This window comes from Pedobacter ginsenosidimutans (genome assembly GCF_001442625.1).
GTDB classification, from domain to species: domain Bacteria; phylum Bacteroidota; class Bacteroidia; order Sphingobacteriales; family Sphingobacteriaceae; genus Pedobacter; species Pedobacter ginsenosidimutans.
Genome location: NZ_LMZQ01000007.1, coordinates 1 through 21,283 on the forward strand (window position 1 = coordinate 1; position 21,283 = coordinate 21,283).

Annotated in this window: 15 protein-coding genes; 3 read left to right on the plus strand and 12 right to left on the minus strand. The window is 39.1% G+C overall.

Annotated features, from left to right (window positions below):
- Window positions 1–334: 334 nt before the first annotated feature.
- From ASU31_RS11865 to rhaT, 6 genes are all read right to left on the minus strand, one after another.
- On the minus strand, window positions 335–3,721 hold the full coding sequence (locus ASU31_RS11865; RefSeq protein ID WP_057932523.1) for a DEAD/DEAH box helicase: 3,387 nt from the start codon (window positions 3,719–3,721) through the stop codon (window positions 335–337).
- A 216-nt stretch (window positions 3,722–3,937) separates the two neighbouring features.
- Window positions 3,938–4,969: a GntR family transcriptional regulator gene (locus ASU31_RS11870; RefSeq protein ID WP_057932524.1), complete on the minus strand. Its 1,032-nt coding sequence runs from the start codon at window positions 4,967–4,969 to the stop codon at window positions 3,938–3,940.
- 42 nt (window positions 4,970–5,011) lie between these two features.
- On the minus strand, window positions 5,012–6,397 hold the full coding sequence (locus tag ASU31_RS11875; RefSeq protein WP_057932525.1) for an FGGY-family carbohydrate kinase: 1,386 nt from the start codon (window positions 6,395–6,397) through the stop codon (window positions 5,012–5,014).
- Between the two features lie 15 nt (window positions 6,398–6,412).
- Window positions 6,413–7,693 carry a sugar isomerase gene (locus tag ASU31_RS11880; protein ID WP_057932526.1) on the minus strand — a complete coding sequence of 427 codons (1,281 nt, stop codon included), beginning with the start codon at window positions 7,691–7,693 and terminating at the stop codon, window positions 6,413–6,415.
- Between the two features lie 257 nt (window positions 7,694–7,950).
- On the minus strand, window positions 7,951–10,071 hold the full coding sequence (locus ASU31_RS11885) for a bifunctional rhamnulose-1-phosphate aldolase/short-chain dehydrogenase (RefSeq protein WP_057932527.1): 2,121 nt from the start codon (window positions 10,069–10,071) through the stop codon (window positions 7,951–7,953).
- A gap of 28 nt (window positions 10,072–10,099) precedes the next feature.
- The gene (rhaT, locus tag ASU31_RS11890) at window positions 10,100–11,194 is read right to left on the minus strand and encodes an L-rhamnose/proton symporter RhaT (protein WP_057932528.1); all 1,095 of its coding nucleotides are present in this window, start codon (window positions 11,192–11,194) and stop codon (window positions 10,100–10,102) included.
- 403 nt (window positions 11,195–11,597) lie between these two features.
- Between rhaT and ASU31_RS27465 the strand changes: the two genes are divergently transcribed.
- On the plus strand, window positions 11,598–11,981 hold the full coding sequence (locus ASU31_RS27465; RefSeq protein ID WP_157257983.1) for a hypothetical protein: 384 nt from the start codon (window positions 11,598–11,600) through the stop codon (window positions 11,979–11,981).
- A 75-nt stretch (window positions 11,982–12,056) separates the two neighbouring features.
- Here ASU31_RS27465 and ASU31_RS11895 read toward each other — a convergent pair whose 3' ends face one another.
- From ASU31_RS11895 to ASU31_RS11910, 4 genes are all read right to left on the minus strand, one after another.
- A complete protein-coding gene (locus ASU31_RS11895) occupies window positions 12,057–12,914 on the minus strand; it encodes an alpha/beta hydrolase (protein ID WP_057932529.1) in 858 nt (285 codons plus the stop codon).
- 18 nt (window positions 12,915–12,932) lie between these two features.
- Window positions 12,933–13,400 carry a pyrophosphohydrolase domain-containing protein gene (locus ASU31_RS11900; protein ID WP_057932530.1) on the minus strand — a complete coding sequence of 156 codons (468 nt, stop codon included), beginning with the start codon at window positions 13,398–13,400 and terminating at the stop codon, window positions 12,933–12,935.
- 160 nt (window positions 13,401–13,560) lie between these two features.
- On the minus strand, window positions 13,561–14,295 hold the full coding sequence (locus tag ASU31_RS11905; RefSeq protein WP_057932531.1) for a LytR/AlgR family response regulator transcription factor: 735 nt from the start codon (window positions 14,293–14,295) through the stop codon (window positions 13,561–13,563).
- A 78-nt stretch (window positions 14,296–14,373) separates the two neighbouring features.
- Window positions 14,374–15,381 (minus strand): sensor histidine kinase, encoded by a 1,008-nt coding sequence (locus tag ASU31_RS11910; RefSeq protein WP_083505349.1) that lies wholly within the window; start codon window positions 15,379–15,381, stop codon window positions 14,374–14,376.
- Window positions 15,382–15,587: 206 nt separating this feature from the next.
- Here ASU31_RS11910 and ASU31_RS11915 point away from each other — a divergent pair, with 206 nt between their 5' ends.
- The gene (locus tag ASU31_RS11915) at window positions 15,588–18,005 is read left to right on the plus strand and encodes an outer membrane beta-barrel family protein (RefSeq protein WP_083505350.1); all 2,418 of its coding nucleotides are present in this window, start codon (window positions 15,588–15,590) and stop codon (window positions 18,003–18,005) included.
- A 101-nt stretch (window positions 18,006–18,106) separates the two neighbouring features.
- Here ASU31_RS11915 and ASU31_RS11920 read toward each other — a convergent pair whose 3' ends face one another.
- Entirely contained in the window at window positions 18,107–18,589 is a 483-nt protein-coding gene (locus ASU31_RS11920; RefSeq protein ID WP_057932534.1) for a GNAT family N-acetyltransferase, read from the minus strand.
- 215 nt (window positions 18,590–18,804) lie between these two features.
- Between ASU31_RS11920 and ASU31_RS11925 the strand changes: the two genes are divergently transcribed.
- Complete coding sequence (locus tag ASU31_RS11925) at window positions 18,805–19,407, plus strand: LEA/WHy family protein (protein WP_057932727.1); 603 nt, start codon at window positions 18,805–18,807, stop codon at window positions 19,405–19,407.
- A 70-nt stretch (window positions 19,408–19,477) separates the two neighbouring features.
- Here ASU31_RS11925 and ASU31_RS11930 read toward each other — a convergent pair whose 3' ends face one another.
- Entirely contained in the window at window positions 19,478–21,076 is a 1,599-nt protein-coding gene (locus ASU31_RS11930; protein WP_157257984.1) for a S41 family peptidase, read from the minus strand.
- Between the last annotated feature and the right edge of the window lie 207 nt (window positions 21,077–21,283).

A 21,283-nucleotide genomic window follows, 5' to 3' on the forward strand; every position in this document is an offset into this window, starting at 1 on the left:
TGCAGCACCTGATTTTATTGCAGAAAAGAAAAATTGGAAAATCGTGGAGAGTATTAACGTGCCGGAATTTTTGGATTATACGTTTGAGGTTGGGGTTTAGATATAGGGGCTTACGTCATTTCGACTGAAGCTTGCCGATTTTTCATCGGCAGCGGAATGGAGAAATCTTTGAACGTTAAAACAATCTTAAAAGATTTCTCGACTTCGTTGCACTCCGCTCGAAATGACGATCAGATAAGGCACATTGGTGTCTTCACGAACCAAAATTAGATTTATCCGCATGGTCCTTCGACAGGCTCAGGATGACAATCCAAATGGATTTAGCGAACTTATATTAACTCAGCAAGCCCAATAATTCTTTCTTGGTGAGGTTTTTAAACAAACTTCCATCTGTCTGGATCAGATCCTTAACCAGATCTTTTTTTGTGGCCTGAAGCTTCATAATTTTCTCTTCTATGGTATCAGGGCAGATTAAACGGACAGCCATCACATTTTTATGCTGACCAATCCGGTATGCCCGATCGATAGCCTGGTTTTCTACCGCAGGGTTCCACCATGGGTCGACCAGGTAAACATAATCAGCTTCGGTAAGGTTCAATCCGGTACCACCAGCCTTTAAACTGATCAGAAAAACCGGAATATCAGCATTTTGCTGAAAAGAGGTAACCACTTCGGCTCTTTTACGGGTTTGCCCTGTAAGGTATTCATATTTAATACCACGGTTTTCCAATTGTTTTTTAATCAGATCGAGCATGGTTACAAACTGAGAAAAAACAAGGATTTTATGTTTTCCGGCCTTGCTCTCAATCTGCTCCATCAGCACATCAATTTTTGAAGAAGCCTGTAAATACGATTTTCCATCTGCCAATAATGCCGCTGAATTGCAGATCTGCCTTAGGGTGGTAATACTTTTCAGCACGTGCATCGAACTTTTAGGCAATTCATCTTCCTGTTTACCCAGAATAAAATCCTGAATTTCCTTTTTGTTCGCTTCGTATACCTCGCGCTGCTCTGCTCCCATTTCACAATACAGAACAATTTCCGTTTTATCGGGAAGTTCTTTTGCCACCTGTTCTTTTGTTCTCCGCAGGATGAAAGGTCTTATTTTTTTTTGAAGTTCTTCTGCCCTTCTACTATCCTTAAACTGATCGATCGGGGTTGAATATAAATCGGCAAACTGCTGTTTACTACCAAACAAACCCGGACAAGCGAATGACAGCTGCCCGTACAAATCAAAGGTATTGTTCTCTATCGGCGTTCCAGTCATGGTTACTTTATTCCTCGATTGCAACATCCGAACGGCTTTATAACGTTGTGAATCTGGGTTTTTAATCAGCTGCGATTCATCTAAAAAGATATAGTTAAAGCGGTAATCTTTTAAGAAACGGATATCAGAGAGCAGCGTTCCGTAAGAGGTTAAAATGATTTCGTAATCATCGAAAGTATCAGTCGTTTTGGTCCGTTCGCCAGCATAAATGGTTTTTATCTTTATAGATGGCGCAAACTTCTCTACTTCGGCTTTCCAGTTAAATATTAACGAAGCCGGAACCACCACAAGATTTGTGTTGTGTTTTACTTTTTCGCGCTGTGATAAAATGAAAGCCAAAACCTGAATGGTTTTACCCAATCCCATATCATCGGCCAAACAAGAACCAAAGTTAAAATCATCTAAAAAGTTAAGCCAGTTTAAACCGTCTTTTTGGTAATGGCGCAGCGTTGCTGTTAAACCTTTTGGCACTTCAACTTCCTGAATCGAATCAGTCCCTTCAAATTTCTGTTTATAAAGTTTCAATTCGTTCTTTACATCACCATCCAATAAAGCATCTTCATAAAGCTCGTTTATAGAAGCAAACTTAATTTTTGGGGTAAGAATGGCATCTTCGGTTACTTCGCCCGCACTAAAATAAGCGGCAAATTTTTCGATCCACTCATGCGGCAGTATGCCCTGCGTTCCATCATCAAGTGTTACAAACTTACTTTTGTTCCTGATCGATTTATGCAGATGCTTCAGCGCAACCTGTTGTTTGCCAAACTTTACTTTTACTTTGGTTTCGAACCAATCTGTCCCACTTAAAACCTCGATATTAATTTTAGCCTGAAATTCGCTTAATTTATTGTTTTTGAGCTGGTTGAAACCTAAAATATGAATGCCTTTGTTCCGCCATACCTCAAAAGCTTCGAGAAACCAGGCTTCTTCCAGGAACCGTTTGCGGTGCAGGTAAAAAGAATCGTTGGTTTCCTGATCGTAGAAATAAGGATGCTGTTTCAATACGTTTCCGATAAACTGGAGCTCGGTATTTTCGTCGCGGTGTAAGGTAAAAAGGTTACCCAATTTATCCTGCGCCTGAATCTGTTTTTTAGACAGCACAGGTATTTCTAAATTCCCATAGCGCATTACCGGTGTAAGGAGAATATAATCTTCAGATTCAGAGAGATAAATCAGTTGCTCGTTTTCGAGATCGAAACCTTTTTCTTCGATCTGGCTTTTGGTGGCAGGTTTTAAATAAGAATAATCGACATGGATACTTCCTTCTAAAGGCACCAAAATAACTTTTTGAAACTCAGGATATTTAGTTTTATGCAGGATTAACCTGTTGCTCTGCTTTTTGAAAAACCCGATTACGCGTAGAAAATCCAACCTTCCAACTAAATAAAGTTGATTGTTAAGTTTAACAAAATACTGGTGTACCAATACCAGGTTATCCAGCTCATAAGATTTCCCTTCGATGATCAGCCGGCCTGTAATTTCGTAATAATCATCGCGTTGATTTACAGAAAGACGCAGGTCTACTTCCAATAAATGAACATCAACCGCTGTAATGGTCGACGCTTGAATAGCGACAGACTGCTTACCATCCTGCAGGTAAAAAGGAATCTGTTTAGGATTTTTAACGATCGCTTTTAAGGCTTCAATCTCCGCCTCGCTTTGATCGCTATTGTAATTCTGTTGAAAAGTGGTAATGCCACTATAAAACTTTACCTGATCGTTGTCATCTGTTTTAAACAGTAAATCAGCCGGATTAATTCCTTTTATCGGATTTTTAACCTTGCCGCTTTTAGTGGTTTCGGCCTCAAATAATTCTACCGTTAAATTGTTGTAATAGCGGTGTTGCCCAAAAACCAGGATCATTTTATCCTGATCGTTTTTAGCTTGCACTTTTGCTTTGGTTTTATTCGCCGGCAGTAAAAGTTCCTGTAAATTTTGCTGGGCTTCTTTATTGAATGCCTGGAGGGCATCCATTTTTGGGCGGATAGCTACCTGGCCGTTTTCATAGCGGAGATTAAACAGAAGATCGAGGTTTTCTTCTTTTTCTAAACCATAGTCAATTGCTATTTTTAAAAGCTTTTGCTTCCGAAGGTTAGCATCAAAGAAAATAAGCAGATCCTGGCGCTGAAGAATATTGTACAAAACCCTTGCCTGATGCTCACACAATTTATGCTTCGGTGTTGCACAACGGCAAGAAAGTTTTACGGATTTTTCATCCTGCCGCACCTGAACGATCGGGAAGGGCAATCCAGAGGCCTCATCGCTAAAGGCTGCAAAATCGATTTCAATCTGCTCTGGGAAAAGTTGGTAAAAGCCCTTAACATCCGTATGGATCAATCCGCTTAAATGTTTGAGGATAACAATCTGGCTCAGATTTTTCAGGTTAAAATCCTTTAAAATATAATCGTAAGGGTTTTGCTCTGATACTTGATGCTCGGTTACCTGTTCACTCATTTAAACTAAAATAGCTAAGTGATAAAAGTAATCATTAATAAGTTTTAGCTAAAACTCCTTTTTAGATTTTTATGCACAATGTACTCAAGTAAGCTTTTAATATCGATGAATTCCCTTATGGTGTCGTCATCTCGACTGAAGCTTAGCGAAATGGAGAGATCTATGAGTCATATTAATAGATTTCTCTGCTGCGCTCGAAATGACGGATCTCCTATGTTAAAGCGATTTACGCAGGTTCAAATAAAAAGGTACTGCTATCTTCTCGGTTTTTCCGTTGAGGATAAACTCGGCGGCCTGAGCGCCCAATTCGCTAAAATCAGTCGAAATGGTCGTAATCCCATCTAAAATAATCCTTTTTAAGGGTGTTTCGTTATAAGAAATTACACCAACATCTTTCCCGATTTTAAGTTTTTGGGCAATTAAACGTTCAATGAGTGTTACCAGGTCATCTTCCATGAGATTAATGTACACCTCACCAGGATTAATTTCTTCGTCTTTAATGTTATGAATTACTTTATGATCGAAAGCATACTGCTGGCAGAACCTATAAAAACCGGTGAGTATTTCGTGTGGAAAATAGCTGTTTTTTGGGAAGATAATTTTTAAGGTTCGGTAATGAGAAAGCCGATCTAAAGCCTGTTCTAAAGCCGCGTAGATATCCTGTGCAAAGTTTTCGTAAGCCGCAGCATAATCACCTGTTACTCCTGGCAACAATTTATCAAGGATAACCAATTTTTCTTTTGGTATGGTGTTGATAATTTCGTGTGCATTTTCGCCACCTTCTAAAAAATGTGGAATAATTACAAAATGCGAATAATCATCACGTTTGGTGACAATCATTTTTTTAAACAGCGCGAAATCGTTGTTGTAGATATAAAAATCAATCGCAGCACGCTCGCCCAATGTTTTGGTAAAGGAATCGTAAATGATCTTTTTGTGCGTACTGAGTTTATTAAAAAGCAGACAAACCTTTAGTTTACGCGAGAAATCGGTATTGATAATGAAATAACCCTTTCCTGGCACAGAATCAACCACCCCTAGTTTCCGGAGGTTACGGTAACCTTTTTCGGCGGTATCCCTCGACATTTCCAAACTGAAGCTCAGTTCATTAATAGACGGTAATAAACTATTTTTCAGAAGTTTACCACTTTCAATTGCGGCCAAAATAGCATTGGTTAACTGCTTGTATTTTGGCGTCGACGAATACTCATCGACGTTAATGTAGGGGATTAAATCTTCTGGTTTCAAAATGGTTATATTGATATAGGAAATTCTAATATAAGGAAATTCCTAAAAATCTAGTGTACGTTGTATGGCAGAATAATATTTTAACTGGATCATATCCGTTGGTGCAGGGTTTTCGTTCCAGGCATCATTTATTGCTAAAGCCGTACCTATTGCCGTAGCCTGCGAAACTGAAGAGGCATAAACCTCAATATCAGGAATAGAAGTGGCCAACAAATGCATATAAATTGCATTTTTACCGAAACCACCATCTACAAAAATTCTTTTCACACCTGCATTTAAAATCAGCTTTAATGAATAAATCTGCTGTTTGATCAGGTCGAAAATCAATTGGTGATAGGCCTCCTCTGCAGTTTGAAATAGATCCAGATTACGCTCGGGAAAAGCAGAGCTTGCAGAAAAACCCTTTTGCTCCTGTTGATTTTCAGGAATTTTATTGGCCAGTTTCAAAATCATTGAAGGGTTAAACTTCAAATGTTTAAACAGATAGGCCGCACGATCGAAATGTTCTGCTATCCGCTTAAGCTGTACCTCGTGCTCATAACCTGCAAAAATACGCGAAGCCTTAACCGCTTTCCCTTTAAAATGCATGTAACACAGGCAATCCTGTTTAAGTTCTTCGGCAGTTAGCGGTTCCTGGTTAAAAGGGTTTAAACTGATACACCAGGTTCCTGTTGAAATGAGTACAAATGGTGTATTAAAATTGGCCAGATAGGGAATCAGCGCGGCAGAACTATCGTGCAAACCTACACCAACCTTTACGCTGCTCCCTTCGAAGTCAGTTTTAAGGCTGGAATCTGCTGGGGTAAATGCACCAAATTTCTCGTCGATTTTTTCAGTAGTAACCCAGTTATGGTATTCACTTTTATTGAAATCCCAAAGCTGGGTGTGGCAGCCGATACTGGTAATATCGGCTACGGCCTTACCCGTAATTAAATAACTTAAATATTGGGGCAGGTGTAAAGCCCACTTTACCTTTTTAAATATTTCGGGTTTTTCGTGTTTCAGGCGATACAATTGCATCCCTGAATTTAAGCTACCCAAAATCGGTGAGGCCGTTTCTAACGAAATCTTCTCCTCACCTCCGTATTTTGCATAAAATGCTTTTTTAAGCTCCTCCGGGTATTCTTTTAAATAGTTATAAAGCGGTGTTAGGGGATCGCCATTTTCATCGAGATAAACAAAACTGGCACCATAAGTAGAAAAGTTTATGGCCTTAACATCGAACTCTTTTAACTGCAAAACCTGATGCAGGGAATCGTAAACCGATGAACGCAGGCTTTCGAGATTTTCGCATGGTTCGCCATCTTCATCAACTGTTTCTACAAAACGTGCAGACCGTTCGTAAACAATACTGTAGTTTTCGTCGATCAGAAACAGTTTTTTGTTCGTTTTCCCAACATCAAATATGGCAATAACAGGTTTAGGCATTTTCTATTTCTCTATTTACAAACCTGTGGCAACAGTATTTCCGCGGTGATTAACTAATTTATTTCTAACTTCTAAACCTCGGTATAAAGCGATTGGGGATAAAGCTGCTCCAGCCCTTAATCTGGCTTCGGCCACTAAAGCCCTTAAATCGCTCCGGAAAGTATTTTGTAAAATTTCCTGTGCTTTGGCTACGTCGTTGTTGTTCTGCGCTTCGTTTAATGCTTTTCTATCAACCAATAAGGCTTGTGCATAGGCAATCATAATGGCTTCAACAGATTGTAATAAATCCTCTAAGGGGTCTTTCACATTGTGAGATGCATCGATCATCCAGCCTAAATCTTTTGCATGGTTCATACCTTTTGCATCCATACCTTCTACCAGCTCGTTAAAAATCAAGAACAATTGGTAAGGTTTAATGCTACCAGCAGTTAAATCATCATCTCCATATTTAGAATCGTTGAAGTGGAAACCACCCAATTTTCCTTCCATTAACAATAAAGCAACAATCTGCTCAATGTTTGCGTTAGGCAAATGATGACCTAAATCAACCAATGTATAGGCTTTTTTACCCAATTTACTTGCATATAACAGTGATTGTCCCCAATCGCCAACCGTTGTAGAATAAAAATTTGGTTCGAAGGCTTTATATTCAACAAACATTTTCCAATCTTCTGGCAGTGCTGAATAGATCTCCTGAAGGCTTTCTAAGGTATTTTCAAAGGCTTTACGGAAATTAAGCTGACCAGGAAAACAAGAACCATCGGCTAGCCAAACGGTTAATGCATCAGATCCTAGCGCGATACCATGTTTGATTACTTCTATATTATGCTCAATCGCTTGTTTGCGGACGTCTTTATTTACATTCTGCAATGAACCGAATTTATAGCTATGTGCAGCACCTGCCTGATCCTGAAAGGTATTCGAGTTCATGGCATCGAATTTTAAACCATAGCCAGATGCCAAAGTTTTTAATTCTTCAGCATTTTGAGGGATATCCCAAGGAATGTGAAGCGAAATTGCGCCACTTGCACCATTAAGGGCGTGAAGCAGACCAACATCTTCAATTTTTTCTTCAATGGTACGTGGTTCACCACCAGTAATGGCAAAACGGCCAAAACGTGTTCCACCTGTACCTAAAGCCCAGCTTGGAATAGCAATCTGAAAATCAACCAGTTTCTGGATTACGCTTTCTACATCAACGTGGGCCCAATCTTCTTTTAAAAAAGAAAGTTTGCGCTGATGCGAGGTTAAAAGGGAGTCGTTATGTTTTTCTATCTGGTTCTGCTCGATATTCATGAGAATATTTGGTTTATTAGGTTAATTATTTGGCGATACAATCGCCGTTTTCGTTCATCCTCATTAAAACGAAGATGATGATATTATTTACTAAATTTAAAAGTCATTTCGGTCTGAGCCAGGCACAGACCGATTAAACAACTTACTAAAACTGAATTTAAAATCTATCGCAGTGGTCTGCGTCCCCACAGACCACTGATCAAATTATTCGTTTCGTTCTGTGAGGACACAGACCGAGGAATTTAACCAAGGATAAGCTATCTTACAAATGCCATGGCTACTCCGCCATCAACATTTAAAACATTTCCGGTTGATTTGTGCAGCAAGCCACCCACAAAGGCGAAACAAGCATTGGCAATATCATCTGGTAATATAATCTGATTTAACAAAGTGCGTTTCGCGTAATAAGCTGGCAACTCTGCAACAGTAATGCCGTAAGCTTTTGCACGGCCTTCGGCCCAACCACCTGCCCAAATATTGCTATCGCTGATTACAGCATCAGGGTTAACCACATTTACACGGATATTATCGGCACCCAGTTCGGCAGCGTTTAACCTGCTCAAATGTAACTGGGCAGCTTTTGCACTGCCATAACCGGCATTATTTGGTCCGCTTACCAGGGCGTTCTTACTTACAATATTAATGATATCGCCACCAATATTCTGCTTTTGCATCGTATTTGTTGCAGCCTGAGTGATAAAAAACTGACCTTTTACCAAAACATCATATAATAAGTCCCAATCCTTCTCGGTATGATCAGCAATGGTTTTAGAAATCGATAATCCGGCATTGTTTACAATAATATCTACTCCGCCAAAAGCCAGAGCAGCCGAATCGAAAGCTTGTTTAATGTCCTCTTCACTGGTTACATTTAAAATCGCGGTACTGTAAGAATCTTTACCATACAGGCTCGCAAATTCTTTACCTGCTTCTTCCAAACGCTCAGCATTCATATCGTTTAAAATCACCACACCACCTTCTGCAACAAACTTTTTAGCAATCGCCTTACCTATACCACCTGCACTACCGGTAATCAAGGCAATCTTGCCAGTTAGAGGCTTTGGCTTAGGCATACGCTGTAACTTCGCTTCCTCCAACAACCAATATTCGATATTAAAAGCTTCCTGGTGAGGCAATGAAGTATATTCTGAAACGGCCTCAGCGCCTTTCATTACGTTAATGGCATTAATATAGAATTCAGCAGCAACCCTTGCCGTTTGTTTATCTTTAGAGAAGGTAAACATTCCGATACCAGGATATAAGATAACAACCGGATTGGTATCGCGAATGGCAGGACTGTTTGGATGTTTACAGGCTTCGTAATAAGCCGTGTACATTGCCCTATATGCTTCGAAAGCAGGCTCCAATGTTTCTTTTAGTGCTTTAACATCTGATAAATCAGCATCGCTGGCTAATGTTAAAACCAATGGACTAATTTTAGTCCTTAAAAAGTGATCGGGGCAGCTTGTTCCCATTGGGGCCAAACGATCCAAATCATTAGAATTGATGAATTCCAAAACACGACTGTCGTCGGTAAAATGACCGATCATGTGCTGTTTAGAAGAACACAAGCCACGCAAAACAGGCGCTAAAGCAGCCGCTTGTTGTTTACGCTGATCTTCTGCTGCACTTTCAATTTTTTGTCCACCAAAAACAGGCCCTTTTTTACCATAATTCTGGTTAAGGTAATCAGAACAGATTTCGATTACTTCTAAGGTATTCAGGTAACTTTCGTAAGCCGTATCGCCCCAGGTAAACAAGCCATGTGAGCCCAACATAATGCCACGGATGCCTGGATTTTCGTCCAAACAATGCTTTAACTGCAAGCCCAGTTCGAAACCAGGTTTTTTCCATTCTACCCAGCCTATCGTTCCACCAAATAATTCTTCGGTAATTTTTTTTCCGTCTTTAGCCGCAGCGATGGCGATGGCCGCATCCGGATGCAAGTGATCGATATGTGCAAACGGTAGAAAACCATGCAAAGGGGTATCGATTGATGGTGCTTTAGAGCTTAAATCGAAAATACAGTGGTTAAAAAGTTCAACCATTTCATCTTCGTGTTCTACACCACGGTAAATATTTTTCAGACTACGCAAACGATCAACATATAATGCTGCAAGGCCGCTTTTCTTTAAGGTACCTAAATCGCCACCTGAACCTTTTACCCACATTACTTCGGTTTCTAGGCCGGTAAGCGGATCTTTTTCCAATACTTTACACGAGGTATTTCCACCTCCATAATTGGTTAAGCGTAAATCTGCACCCAATAAATTTGAGCGATAAATTAAGAGGGCAACTTCATCACCAGCAAGTTTTGCGGCTTCCTCTTCATCCCACAAATAGCTTACGTGCTTATAACTTTTCGTATCGATTGACATTCTTATATTCTATTTAAATTTTTATTTATTAACCTTTTATTGAATTACCATAACCAACAATGAGTACCGAAATGATGATGGTTAAAATACCCGCCAAAACAGTAATCAACGTTTTTCTCGACACACCTTTCCACTCTTTTAGTACCAGTCCCCATACATTGGCGATTAAAATGATAAAGGCCATGTGCAGAATCCACGAACTGGCACCATTGCCCATTTTACTTTCGCCCATGCCGTAGAAAAAGAATTGTAAGAACCAGGTGGTACCTGCCAATGCCGAAAAAATATAGTTTTTTAACAATGGCGTTTTTGCATTGGTATAATCGCCAAATGTTTTATTCCTTGCATTTAATACCATACACCAGATAAAATTGGTGGTTAAACCACCCCAAAGCACAATTACATAAGTAACGTTGTTCTGGAATAAGAAATTACCTGTTTCAGCAGGATTTGCTGCTTTCCAGATCGCATTGGCGGCATCGGCCATTGGTTTTCCCGCTTCGATACCAAAATTGAAACAGGCACTTAAAACCCCTGAAACAATCCCCACGAATAAGCCAAGACCGAATTTATATTCTGTTTTAACCTCCATGCCATGAGGATCGGTAATGCCAGATTTCATTTCCTTTTCTTTCATCATACCTGCTTTACCGCAGATGACAATCCCAACAACGCAGACTAAAAGCCCCAGCAATACCATACGCCCCCAATCGGTATGTAAAAACATGGTAAAAGTATCTTTACCTACCTGTGGGAAAAAATCGAAGTAAATGGATGGCAGGATTGAACCCAAAACCATACAAAGTCCTAAAATGATACTACTTCCTAATGATACACCCAGATAACGAACGCCTAAGCCATAGGTTAAACCTCCAACACCCCAAAGCACACCAAAAAAATAGGTTAACCATAAAATGCTACCGTTGGTACTGGTGATAATTGCTGTAAAATTAGGGATGGTTAAAAAAGCAGCAAGTGGCGGAACGATTAACCAGGAGAAGATTCCTCCAACGATCCAGTAACTTTCCCAAGCCCAGCCTTTAACTTTTTTGTACGGAATATAAAAACTTCCGGAGGCGAAACCACCGAAGAAATGAAAAATTACACCTAAAATTGCTTGCATGCTCTATTAATATATTTGGTTGCTCTAAAATAGAATATACAGTAATTTTAACTGTTATGCACTGTTATGGATGCGAAATAAATTGGTGGATGGATTAGTCGGGAGACCGATGACGGAGGTCGGAAGTTATAATGTATAAAAACAAATACCAGTTCTTCTTCATGGTGTTAGATGTTACCATCTGACACTTATTAAGGTCTTAAAGTTTAATAATCTAGTTCAGGTTATTAAGCATAAATCCTTCTTTTTTTTAGGAAAAGAAAGGGCAGCATTCCATAGGAATAATCGGCATGCCCGCTACTGTCGGGTTTAGTTAACAAAAGTCTGTTCGAAACAACCCACATTTATTATTGAAGGATGAAAGATTAAGTTCCCTGTACCAGCCTAGGTTAAATAAACCCGATTGCCGGGAAGAGCTTCCGATCCTTCATCGGAACTCGAACCAAAAAGCGGGACTGAAGCCTGCCAAGAACCACAGGCCATTTGTTTCCTCATTAAAAAACTATCGATTTCATTTAGAGCGCAGAGCCAGTACAACACACTAGGTTTCTTCCCGTTTTACGCTTATACGCTTCGCTTCCTCGTACCTCGTTGCTGCAGGGTAACGCTTCAACCGGGGCTATTGGGCCAAATCAGCATTTCATTTCCGGGGTTGCCGGGTGCAGAAAACATTCTTCCTAAACCCGATTGCAGTGGAAGCCTCCGCTTTTTCAGCAGTGCTTATAACGGAACGGGACTGAAATTGCCAAAAGCACAGAACCAATCATTTTCTATGAACCCGAATTAGATTTTTTATATGAGCCAATTGGAAAGACGAAAAAGGGTGTAATTTCTGGTGCAAAATGCTACCACCTGGCACGATTTATAGCATTGGAAGCGCAGAAATTCTATCCACAATATCTTCAATAACCTCAACCGATCTGAGGATTTTATAATGCCCTACATCTTCAAAAGATTTTGAACTGATTGCAGGATATTTATCCAGGAATTCTTTAAGGAATGGGTATGGCGAAATATGATCGGCTGGATCGAATGCCAGGAAATGATTTAAATCCGAACCTAGTTGATACAGTTCGGTCAGGTTAAAGTGGCTGGCAGGAACGGGAAATTCTTTGGCAAAGTTGCTGAAAAAGATATCCTGATCTTTATTCCCAATGTTTACCGAATCTAAACTCTGCTCGAAATTTTCTTTCAGTCTGATTAATGGTGCGATGCTAATGAGCAGATCGGGAGTTAAACCGAGTTCCTGCAAAGCAATTACATTAGCCATACCGCCAAGCGAATGCCCAATGAGGACATCAGGCTGTGTATAATTTAAAGCAATCGATTTTACCGACTCGGCATATAACATCAGGTTGGAAAATTCAGAGATTGAGCTTCCGTTGCCAGGCGCATCAAAAGCAATAATTTCAAGGTCATCTATCTTCTGGAGTTCAACAATCAGTTCATAAAAATCTAAGGCTTTTGAGGCCCAGCCATGTGTAAGTAACACTTTGCGTCTTCCATTTCCCCAGCTAAAACAGTTAATGGTTACATTGGCATTGGTAAAATAGGTATCAAAAACCTTTAGGCTAAACTGCTTTGATACAGCGACCAGCTGTTCCTGATGCAGGCGTAATGGCATTTTGGGTGAGTAGAAAATAAACTCACGCATTAAAGCTGCATCAGGTGCCGCCTGTGTTAATTTCAGCTCGTTTACAATTTGTTTTAGCCTTTTCAATTCGAGCTTATTTATGAGTTAAACCAAATGTGACTTTAAATCAGCTGGCGAATAGTTGATCGATTTTAAAGTCTTGTCGTCAGATTTCCTGAATACCAAAAACAGTCCGTCGATTTCTTTGTAATAAGATTCAGTCTGGTCTTTATCTAAGTAAAACTGAATGGTTTGTTCTGCTTCTTCTACGGTTTTGCAAGCTTTGCTCATATTAGAACGATGAACTTCATCAAATAAAGTCTTAAACTTTCCACCTAGGCCGAACTCGTGGATAGCACCGGCCAAAACATACTGCAGGTCGCAAAGGGCATCAGCAACTTCTACCAGATCATCATTTTCTACTGCTTCCTGTAGTTCTTTCAACTCTTCGGCTAAAAGCGAAATGCGCAAATTGGCTCTCTGTTTTGAAGGAATAACCGGACTTTCTAAAATTGGATGTTTAAAGGTAGTATGAAATTCTGCAACCTGGTTTAGCGAATTCGTTTCTTGCATGGTGATGTTTGATTTAATCTTTATACAGCAAACTTAAAAAAATCGGGAGAAATAATGAGGAGAATTTATGAACACTGTAAGCTTAATCAGTTAACTGTTTAAATTGGTTAATTGTAGATATCGACTAATTCACAATTAACCAGTTAAACAATTTATACAGTTAACCACCCTTCTTCCCTTCCCTCACCACTTTAAAAAACTCTTCTTTATAGGTTTCGCCAATTGGAATTGCCTGATCGTTAATATAAACGGTATTCCCATCAATCATCTTAATTTTTTCGATAGAGATAATATAAGATTTATGGATGCGGTAAAATGGTGGCTGGGGCAGTTCGGTTTCCAGCTCACGCAGCGCCTGGTAAGTCACAATCCTTTGTGTAGCGGTATACACCGAAACATAGTTTTTCAACCCCTCTATATAGAGAATTTCTTCATAATTAACCTTGATAAACTTGTTCTTGGTATCCCCCTTGATGAACATAAAATCGTTCCCCAGTACTACCTGCTGAATAACTACTTCTTGTTGTACGGGTGCCACAGGCATTAAAATCTGTTGCGCTTTAGTAGCCGCTTTATAAAAACGCTCGTATGAGATCGGTTTAAGCAAATAATCTACCACATCAAGATCAAAGCCTTCTAAAGCATATTCTGGATAGGCTGTGGTTAGGATTACCTTGCATTTACCACCACAGATTTTCAAAAACTGGATCCCGGTTAATTCCGGCATCTGTATATCTAAAAAAACAAGATCAACTTTACCTTCCTGAACCAGGTTAAGTGCTTCAAAAGCATTTGTAGTGGTCCCAACCAATTCTAAAAAAGGGGTTTTGTTGATAAAGGCAGCAATAATATCTGAGGCGTAAGATTCATCATCAACGGCAAGGCAACGGATCATGGTTAGGGTTTAGCGGTTAGGGGTTGGCGATTAGCGTGAATTAACATTAGAATAGTTTTCAATGATACAAATTATCCTTTACAGATTTAAGATCAAAGTACTTTTATAGGTATTGCCATTATTCGAAATCAGTAACTCATGTTTTTCGGGATAAATCAGATCCAACCTACGGTGGATATTTACCATGCCAACACCGCTTGAATGATCTTTCTGTGCATGACTGATCTTATTGCTTACCTCGAAACTTAATCGTTTATTCTGCACCTTAAGTTTAATACGTACAGGCTGGCTCTCATCATTTACTACGCCATGTTTAAATGCATTTTCTACAAAAGGGATTAATATCAGTGAGGCGATTTTTTGATTCGTAATACCTTCAGTTGTAAAATCGACATAAAATTTGGGTTCAAAACGCATCCTAAATAATGCAACATAACTCTCCAGGTATTCCACTTCCTTATCTAAACTCACTTTGCCATCAGGACTATCGTTTAGGGTATAGCGCATTAAATCTGATAAACGCAAAACAGCATTGGCCAGTTGATCGGAAACAGGAATGGCCAAAGAGTAAACATAATTTAAGGTATTGTACAGAAAGTGCGGATTGATCTGCGATTTCAAAAATGAAAGTTCAGCCTTCACCACTTCTTCCTTAAGTTTCCTGTTCACCTGTTCCGATTTAAAGCTCTGCTCGATACCATAAACTGCAGCAGGTGTCACGATAAAACCAATGCTCCAATAAATATTATCCGATATATAGGCCCAGGCAGTTGTACCATCATTATAGTTATGAAAACCTAGCCATTTTAAATAAAGTACTTCTTCTATTAAATACCTTAGCGCAATAAATACCCCGATGGTAAACAAAATACCGCCTATTAACTGAGGTACTTTATTCTTTTTCAAAAATCTTGGATAAACCCACAGGTAACAGATATAAAACTCTATCAATTGTATAAAATTCATAGAGATACTCAAAGCAGCCTTGGTAAAAGTTGTGCCATCAATTAAATAGCCGCCATAAAAATAGCCCAATACAAGCATCCAGCAAAGTATGTGAATGGAAATGATTTTTATTGTTTTCATGGTCTAAAACTATGCAAAGCTTTTTTAACTGCCTATTTTCTTATTCCAAACATGCAAATAATTATCCCAACCCGTACATTTTAAGGATCAACACCTTTTATTAGCAAAAAAAGCATTGGGATAATATTTCAAGGGGTTGGGATTATATAATTTTTAGGCTGATGCAACCTCTACATCTTTGAATCGTCAATAATAAAACAAACAAGATGATGAACCTCTTATTTAAATCTGCTCTTTTTGTGCTGCTTATTTTTAGCTTTCAAACTGCTTTTGCTCAAAACATTAAAGTATCGGGAACTATTACCGATAAAAGCAATAAAGCACTCGATTATGCTTCAGTAGCATTAATCCACTTACCCGATTCGGCTTCAGTTGCTTTACAGGTCACCAACCAACAAGGTTTATTCGAATTCAGCAATGTTAAACCGGGCCGGTATTTTATTAAAGCCTTAATGATGGGTTACGGTAAAAACCAATCTGTACCATTTGAAGTAAAAGATATGGCTGTTAAAGTTCCACCAATTACGCTGGCAGACCACGCTCAAAACCTGAAAGACGTAAACATCGTATCGAAAATGCCTGTAATTGATCAAAAAGCAGACCGGGTGATTGTAAACGTAGAACAGATGAATACCGCAGGTGATAATGCGCTGGAAGTAATCAGCCGGTCGCCAGGTGTAAAACTAGATAAAGACGATAACATCGTGCTGAAAGGAAAAAAAGGAATCAATGTGATGATTGATGGTAAGATGAGCTATATGTCGGGAGTGGAATTAACCACTTACCTCAAATCGCTGCCTGGATCTGTATTAAGCAAAATCGAACTGATATCTAACCCTCCATCCTCTTTCGATGCTGCTGGCACAGCAGGCATCATCAACATTAAACTCAAAAGAAATAAAATGCAGGGCTTTAATGGGAACCTGAATATGGGTGGTGGTTATGGCCGTTATGAAAAAGTTTATGCTGGTACCAACCTGAATTACAATATCGGTAAGGTAAGCACCTATGTGCGCTTAAACGCCGGGCACTATAATTCATACAACAGGTTAACTTTAAACAGAACCATTGGCGACGAACAATATAACCAGCTTAATTTCTGGCACCCGGTAACCAACAGCCTAAATTACTCTACCGGTGCCGATTATTTTATCAACGAGAAACATACTTTAGGCTTAATGGTAAAAGGCTTTACTGCGCCTGAAGAAACCAAGGTAAACAGCAATTCGGTAAATTATAATGCAGCGGGTATAAAAATTGGCGGAACATCGATGTTTAATCCGCAAAGTAATACCGAAAAAAACCACGCCCTTAACTTAAACTACCGTTTCAAAACAGATACATTGGGCGGTGAACTGGGTTTTGATGCCGATTATGTTCAATACGACAACAGCAAGAACGAGACCTTTACCAATAATTATCTCGATGCCAGTGATCAGCTGATCGGCAATCCAATCGATTTACGCAATAAAGGCATGGGCAATGTTTCTATCTATTCCATCAAGGCTGATTATAGCTTAAATTTTTCAAAAACATTAAAAATGGAAACTGGCTGGAAAAGCAGCTGGGTAAAATCGCAGAGCGATGTACGTTTCGATTCGCTAAAAACCGCTGGTTGGATTAACGATCCGCGCCGAACCAACGTCTTTTTATACAATGAAAACATTAACGCAGGTTATCTTTCCTTAGATCAGAGCTTCAAAAACATACAGATCAAAGCAGGTTTGCGAGCAGAACAGACCAGAGGTGATGGCAGTTCATCAGGCACCAATACGCTGATTGACAGGAAATACTGGAAGCTTTTTCCAACGCTTTTTATCTCCTTAAAACTGGATTCGAACAACCTCGTAACGGCTGCCTATCGTAAAAGCATCAACAGGCCATCATACAGCAGTTTAAATCCCTTTACCTTTTATACCGACCCCTATACTGCCATACAGGGAAATCCATTATTACAACCCTCGTACGCCAATAGTCTTGAATTTAATTACTCGATTAAAAACTTCAGGGTACTAACGTTGAGTTATTCGGTTAGTGATGGATCGATATGGGAAGTGGTTTATCAGAACAATAGCACAAAAGAAAGTATCTCCAGGCCAGAAAACCTGAACCGTACAACAAATTTTTATATGGCCACAGGAAGTCCTTTTGATGTAACAAAATGGTGGAACAACAGTACCGAAGTTTCTGTTGGTTATAACCGCACCACATCGGCAGTACAGGGAAATGGCTATAATGCCTTCTCCTGGAACTGGTCTGTTATGTCAGATAATACCATCACTTTGCCTAAAAACTACAGTTTAAGCTTTTATGGTTATTACGATTCTCCTTCTATTTCTGGTTTATTCCGCAGTTTAGGAAGTTATCAGCTCAATGTTGGCGCTAAAAAGTCATTCTGGAACAAAAATGCAACACTTGCCTTAAAAGTAAACGATATCTTCAATACCAGTAAGTTCAGAGCCAATCTGGAGTACAATAACATTAAAACTTATTGGCAGAATGAATGGGAGAGCCGCAGGATAAACTTAAGTTTCACCTATAAATTCGGAAACATGAAAATCAAAACTGCCCGCAGCAGACAAACCGGAACAAGCGATGAGGAAAACAGAGTAGGCAAAAATTAGGAATAAAAGTTTATTTGTATAAATCGGTTAGCTGGTTAATTGAGCTTGATTTTCTCAGTTTCAACAGTTAACCGATTAAGCGGTTTCAACGATTAACAAAGTTATAAGACCAGCAGCATCCAAACATTACAGGCAAAATGACCCGAATTACCCAATGGGGCAGCAAGTTTTTTAAACCCTGCCTTTTCGTACATCTCAATTGCCCTTTTAAGATCGGGAAAGGATTCCAGATAAATCTCATTATAGCCAAAGTGCTGCGCCGATTCTATACTTTTCTCCATGAGCATTTTACCAATGCCTTTCCCACGCGAAGATGCCGAGGTGTACAATTTAACCAGCTCAACACAACCATCTGGCAAACCTTCGGTTGGATAAATGCCACAACCACCAACAATAAGCCCATCCTCTTCGGCCAGCCAGTAAGCTGATTGAGGGTGTTCGAAAAGTATAGATAACTCATCAGTTGTAGGATCGGTGTAAACTGTGCCCGGCTTGTCTATTTTAAATTCCCTTAAAATAGTCCTGATCATTTCAGCTGTTGCACTATTATCCAGTGCAGTTATCTTGCGGATGGTAATGGCCATGTCTTTTGTTTTTTTGTAAAGTTAGTAACTTGGATCAATTGTTTAAATCGGCTAACCAATTAATTGAGTTAATTATTGACATTGACGTGCAGTAAACAGGTAACCCGATTTTTAAGCAGGTCCTTCTGAAATAGATTTATTATTTTGGCGTTATGTTTGCAGTACATAAATATCCAAATTTTTGGGTACTTATGCTATCACCTAACACACATAAAATGAAACAAAGATTATTAGTATGCCTTTTAACTGTTGGCCTTTTTGGCTGTGGAATAAACAGGCAGGCACAGCAGATAAAAGCCCTGGAAGACTGCACCTATAAAATTACAGGTGTACAACAGGTATCGATTGCAGGCACAGATGTTAAAAAGTTAATGAACCAGCAAAGCTTTAGCTTAACCAGCTTGCCTGGAGTCGCATTGGGTTTGTTAAGAAAAGATATTCCTTTAAAAGCCAATCTAAATTTAGAAATAACTAACCCATCGAGCAATTTAGCGGCCATAAACCAGTTCGAATATAAGATATTGGTTAATAATACCGATTTGGCAGAAGGCATTGTTAATCAAAGTGTGAGCATTGCTCAAGGTCAAACAGTTACCGTTCCGGTACAACTGGTAAGCAACATTTACGGATTAGTATCTAATGGCAATGTTTTTAACGATATTATCAAGGCTGCTCAGAAAGGATCATCTTCAAAAGATGAAAAATTAGGTTTATTAACCATTAAAATAAAACCAACCTTTATGCTGGGCAATACACCTGTTAAATACCCTGGTTACATTACCATCAATAAAGATATCAGCAGTAAAATATTATTGTAAATACAGCCCCAAATAAAAAATGCCCGCTTAACTAAATAGGTTAAACGGGCATTTTCGTTAAAAGCTTTTATTAAAATTTCTTATCGGGCGTCATTACCATTCCCTTAAATCCTTTTGGATCTAACTTTTCATCTAATGCCCTTAATTCTGCTACTGATAGCTTTGATGGCATTACTGTTGTCGTTGTGCTTAAACTAGCTGTTTTTGCAGCTGTAGTTACAAAATTTCCGTTTTTGGCATACAATAATGCGTAGGCCAACAAAGTCTCTGTTTCATCTCCCCATGCTTTGGTTAAATCTTCTGCTGATTCTTTATCAACCGTTAAGCCAGAGTAGTAGCCACCAACGCCAAGTTTATTTTTGGTTTCAAATTCTGGAATATACATATCCACCTTATCTATTCTGATTGGAAAGAAACCTACAGGTTTACCATAAGTTGTTCTACCAATCAGTTTTACATCCATTACAGGTTTTAAACTGTTAATGGTTAACTCGCTTGCCGAGGCTGTTGATCCAGTTACGATAAAATAAACTCTGTTTAAAGATAATGCGCCTGATTTTGCAAATTTCTCTATATTATCGGCTGCTGTAGGCGAATAATTTAAATCGGCATAAGTAGCATACTTTCCGTTTACACCCGTGGTAAAGGGCTGTAATTTACCATCATCATCTAACAGTGGTTGGTGTGCCAAAACAGAGGCTTTGCGCTGTGCAGTAGTGATTGACTGTAAATAGTTATTGTAATAAGAAGTAAACATCGTATTACCTGTTTCTCCTGCTGGTGCTGCCAAATTGATTATCTGGGTAGCTGTTGAAACATAACCACCGCCATTATAGCGTAAATCAATGATCAATTCGCTTACCCCCTGGGTAGCAAAATTAGAAAAAACTGTATTTATGGCTGCAGAAGCATTATTGGTAAAACTATTAAATACGATGTAACCAACCTTCTTTGCACCAACCGTATAAACATTGGTAAACAATATCGGATTAACAGTATATAAGCTGCTGGATACAACAGCTGTTTTTGGGTTGCCACTAATATCATTGAAAGCCAGAGTCACAGTTGCATTTGTACCAAAAATGGCATTGTTTAAAAAACTAACTGCATTTGGCCAACTAAGATCCGTACGTCCATTTACACTGGTTATCCTACAGCCACGTGTTAAGCCCTGCTGCGCTGCAGGTGAGTTTGGATAAACATATTTTACCCTAAGATCTGTGTCGTTGTTATACTGAACAGAAAAACCGTAATCATTGGCCGAGCCATTTACATCAGCCTTCAGCGCTCCTGTTTTACCTGTTGTAGCTGCCGTATAGTCGAAAAATGAATACTTAGGTTCGCTAGAAGTACTTACATATTCATATGGTTTTCCTGTTGCCGGATCTAAAGAATATTGTGTCATGGCATATAGCTCAGCTTCATTCGAACTAAATCTACGCGGATTAAACACTTCATAAGTTGGTAGCGAAGTATTCCAATAATAAAGTTCTTTACCGTATAAAAAGATAGAATCTTTAGTCAATTCATCCCGCGTTCCGGTAGGCGTAGTAACAACTGGTGGGGTTATAGGCTCATCAGGCGCAGGACTGCTCTTTTTGCAGCCGGTAATGGTCCCAAAGCTTAAAAAACCTAGTGCAACCAGGTAAAGGAATCTCTTATTTCTCATGGAAATTATTGTAACATTATCTTTTATATACGTACCGGGCAATGGTTATTTGTTCAGAAAGAAACTTTATCTACCAACAAACTAAATTTAATTCAAAATATTGTGCTCCTATGCATATGTATCAGTGAATTACGTAAATCTACCGATTAAATTACTTTTCACTGAGATATTTATTAAATTTCAAAAAATATATGCTAAACCGATGTC

Excerpts from the sequence above, each read along its gene's own strand:
- ASU31_RS11865 (WP_057932523.1), bottom strand. The coding sequence starts at position 3,721 with ATGAGTGAACAGGTAACCGAGCATCAAGTATCAGAGCAAAACCCTTAC.
- ASU31_RS11875 (WP_057932525.1), bottom strand. The coding sequence starts at position 6,397 with ATGCCTAAACCTGTTATTGCCATATTTGATGTTGGGAAAACGAACAAA.
- ASU31_RS11880 (WP_057932526.1), bottom strand. The coding sequence starts at position 7,693 with ATGAATATCGAGCAGAACCAGATAGAAAAACATAACGACTCCCTTTTA.
- ASU31_RS11885 (WP_057932527.1), bottom strand. The coding sequence starts at position 10,071 with ATGTCAATCGATACGAAAAGTTATAAGCACGTAAGCTATTTGTGGGAT.
- rhaT (WP_057932528.1), bottom strand. The coding sequence starts at position 11,194 with ATGCAAGCAATTTTAGGTGTAATTTTTCATTTCTTCGGTGGTTTCGCC.
- ASU31_RS11900 (WP_057932530.1), bottom strand. The coding sequence starts at position 13,400 with ATGCAAGAAACGAATTCGCTAAACCAGGTTGCAGAATTTCATACTACC.
- ASU31_RS11905 (WP_057932531.1), bottom strand. The coding sequence starts at position 14,295 with ATGATCCGTTGCCTTGCCGTTGATGATGAATCTTACGCCTCAGATATT.
- ASU31_RS11910 (WP_083505349.1), bottom strand. The coding sequence starts at position 15,381 with ATGAAAACAATAAAAATCATTTCCATTCACATACTTTGCTGGATGCTT.
- ASU31_RS11915 (WP_083505350.1), top strand. The coding sequence starts at position 15,588 with ATGATGAACCTCTTATTTAAATCTGCTCTTTTTGTGCTGCTTATTTTT.
- ASU31_RS11920 (WP_057932534.1), bottom strand. The coding sequence starts at position 18,589 with ATGGCCATTACCATCCGCAAGATAACTGCACTGGATAATAGTGCAACA.
- ASU31_RS11925 (WP_057932727.1), top strand. The coding sequence starts at position 18,805 with ATGAAACAAAGATTATTAGTATGCCTTTTAACTGTTGGCCTTTTTGGC.
- ASU31_RS11930 (WP_157257984.1), bottom strand. The coding sequence starts at position 21,076 with ATGAGAAATAAGAGATTCCTTTACCTGGTTGCACTAGGTTTTTTAAGC.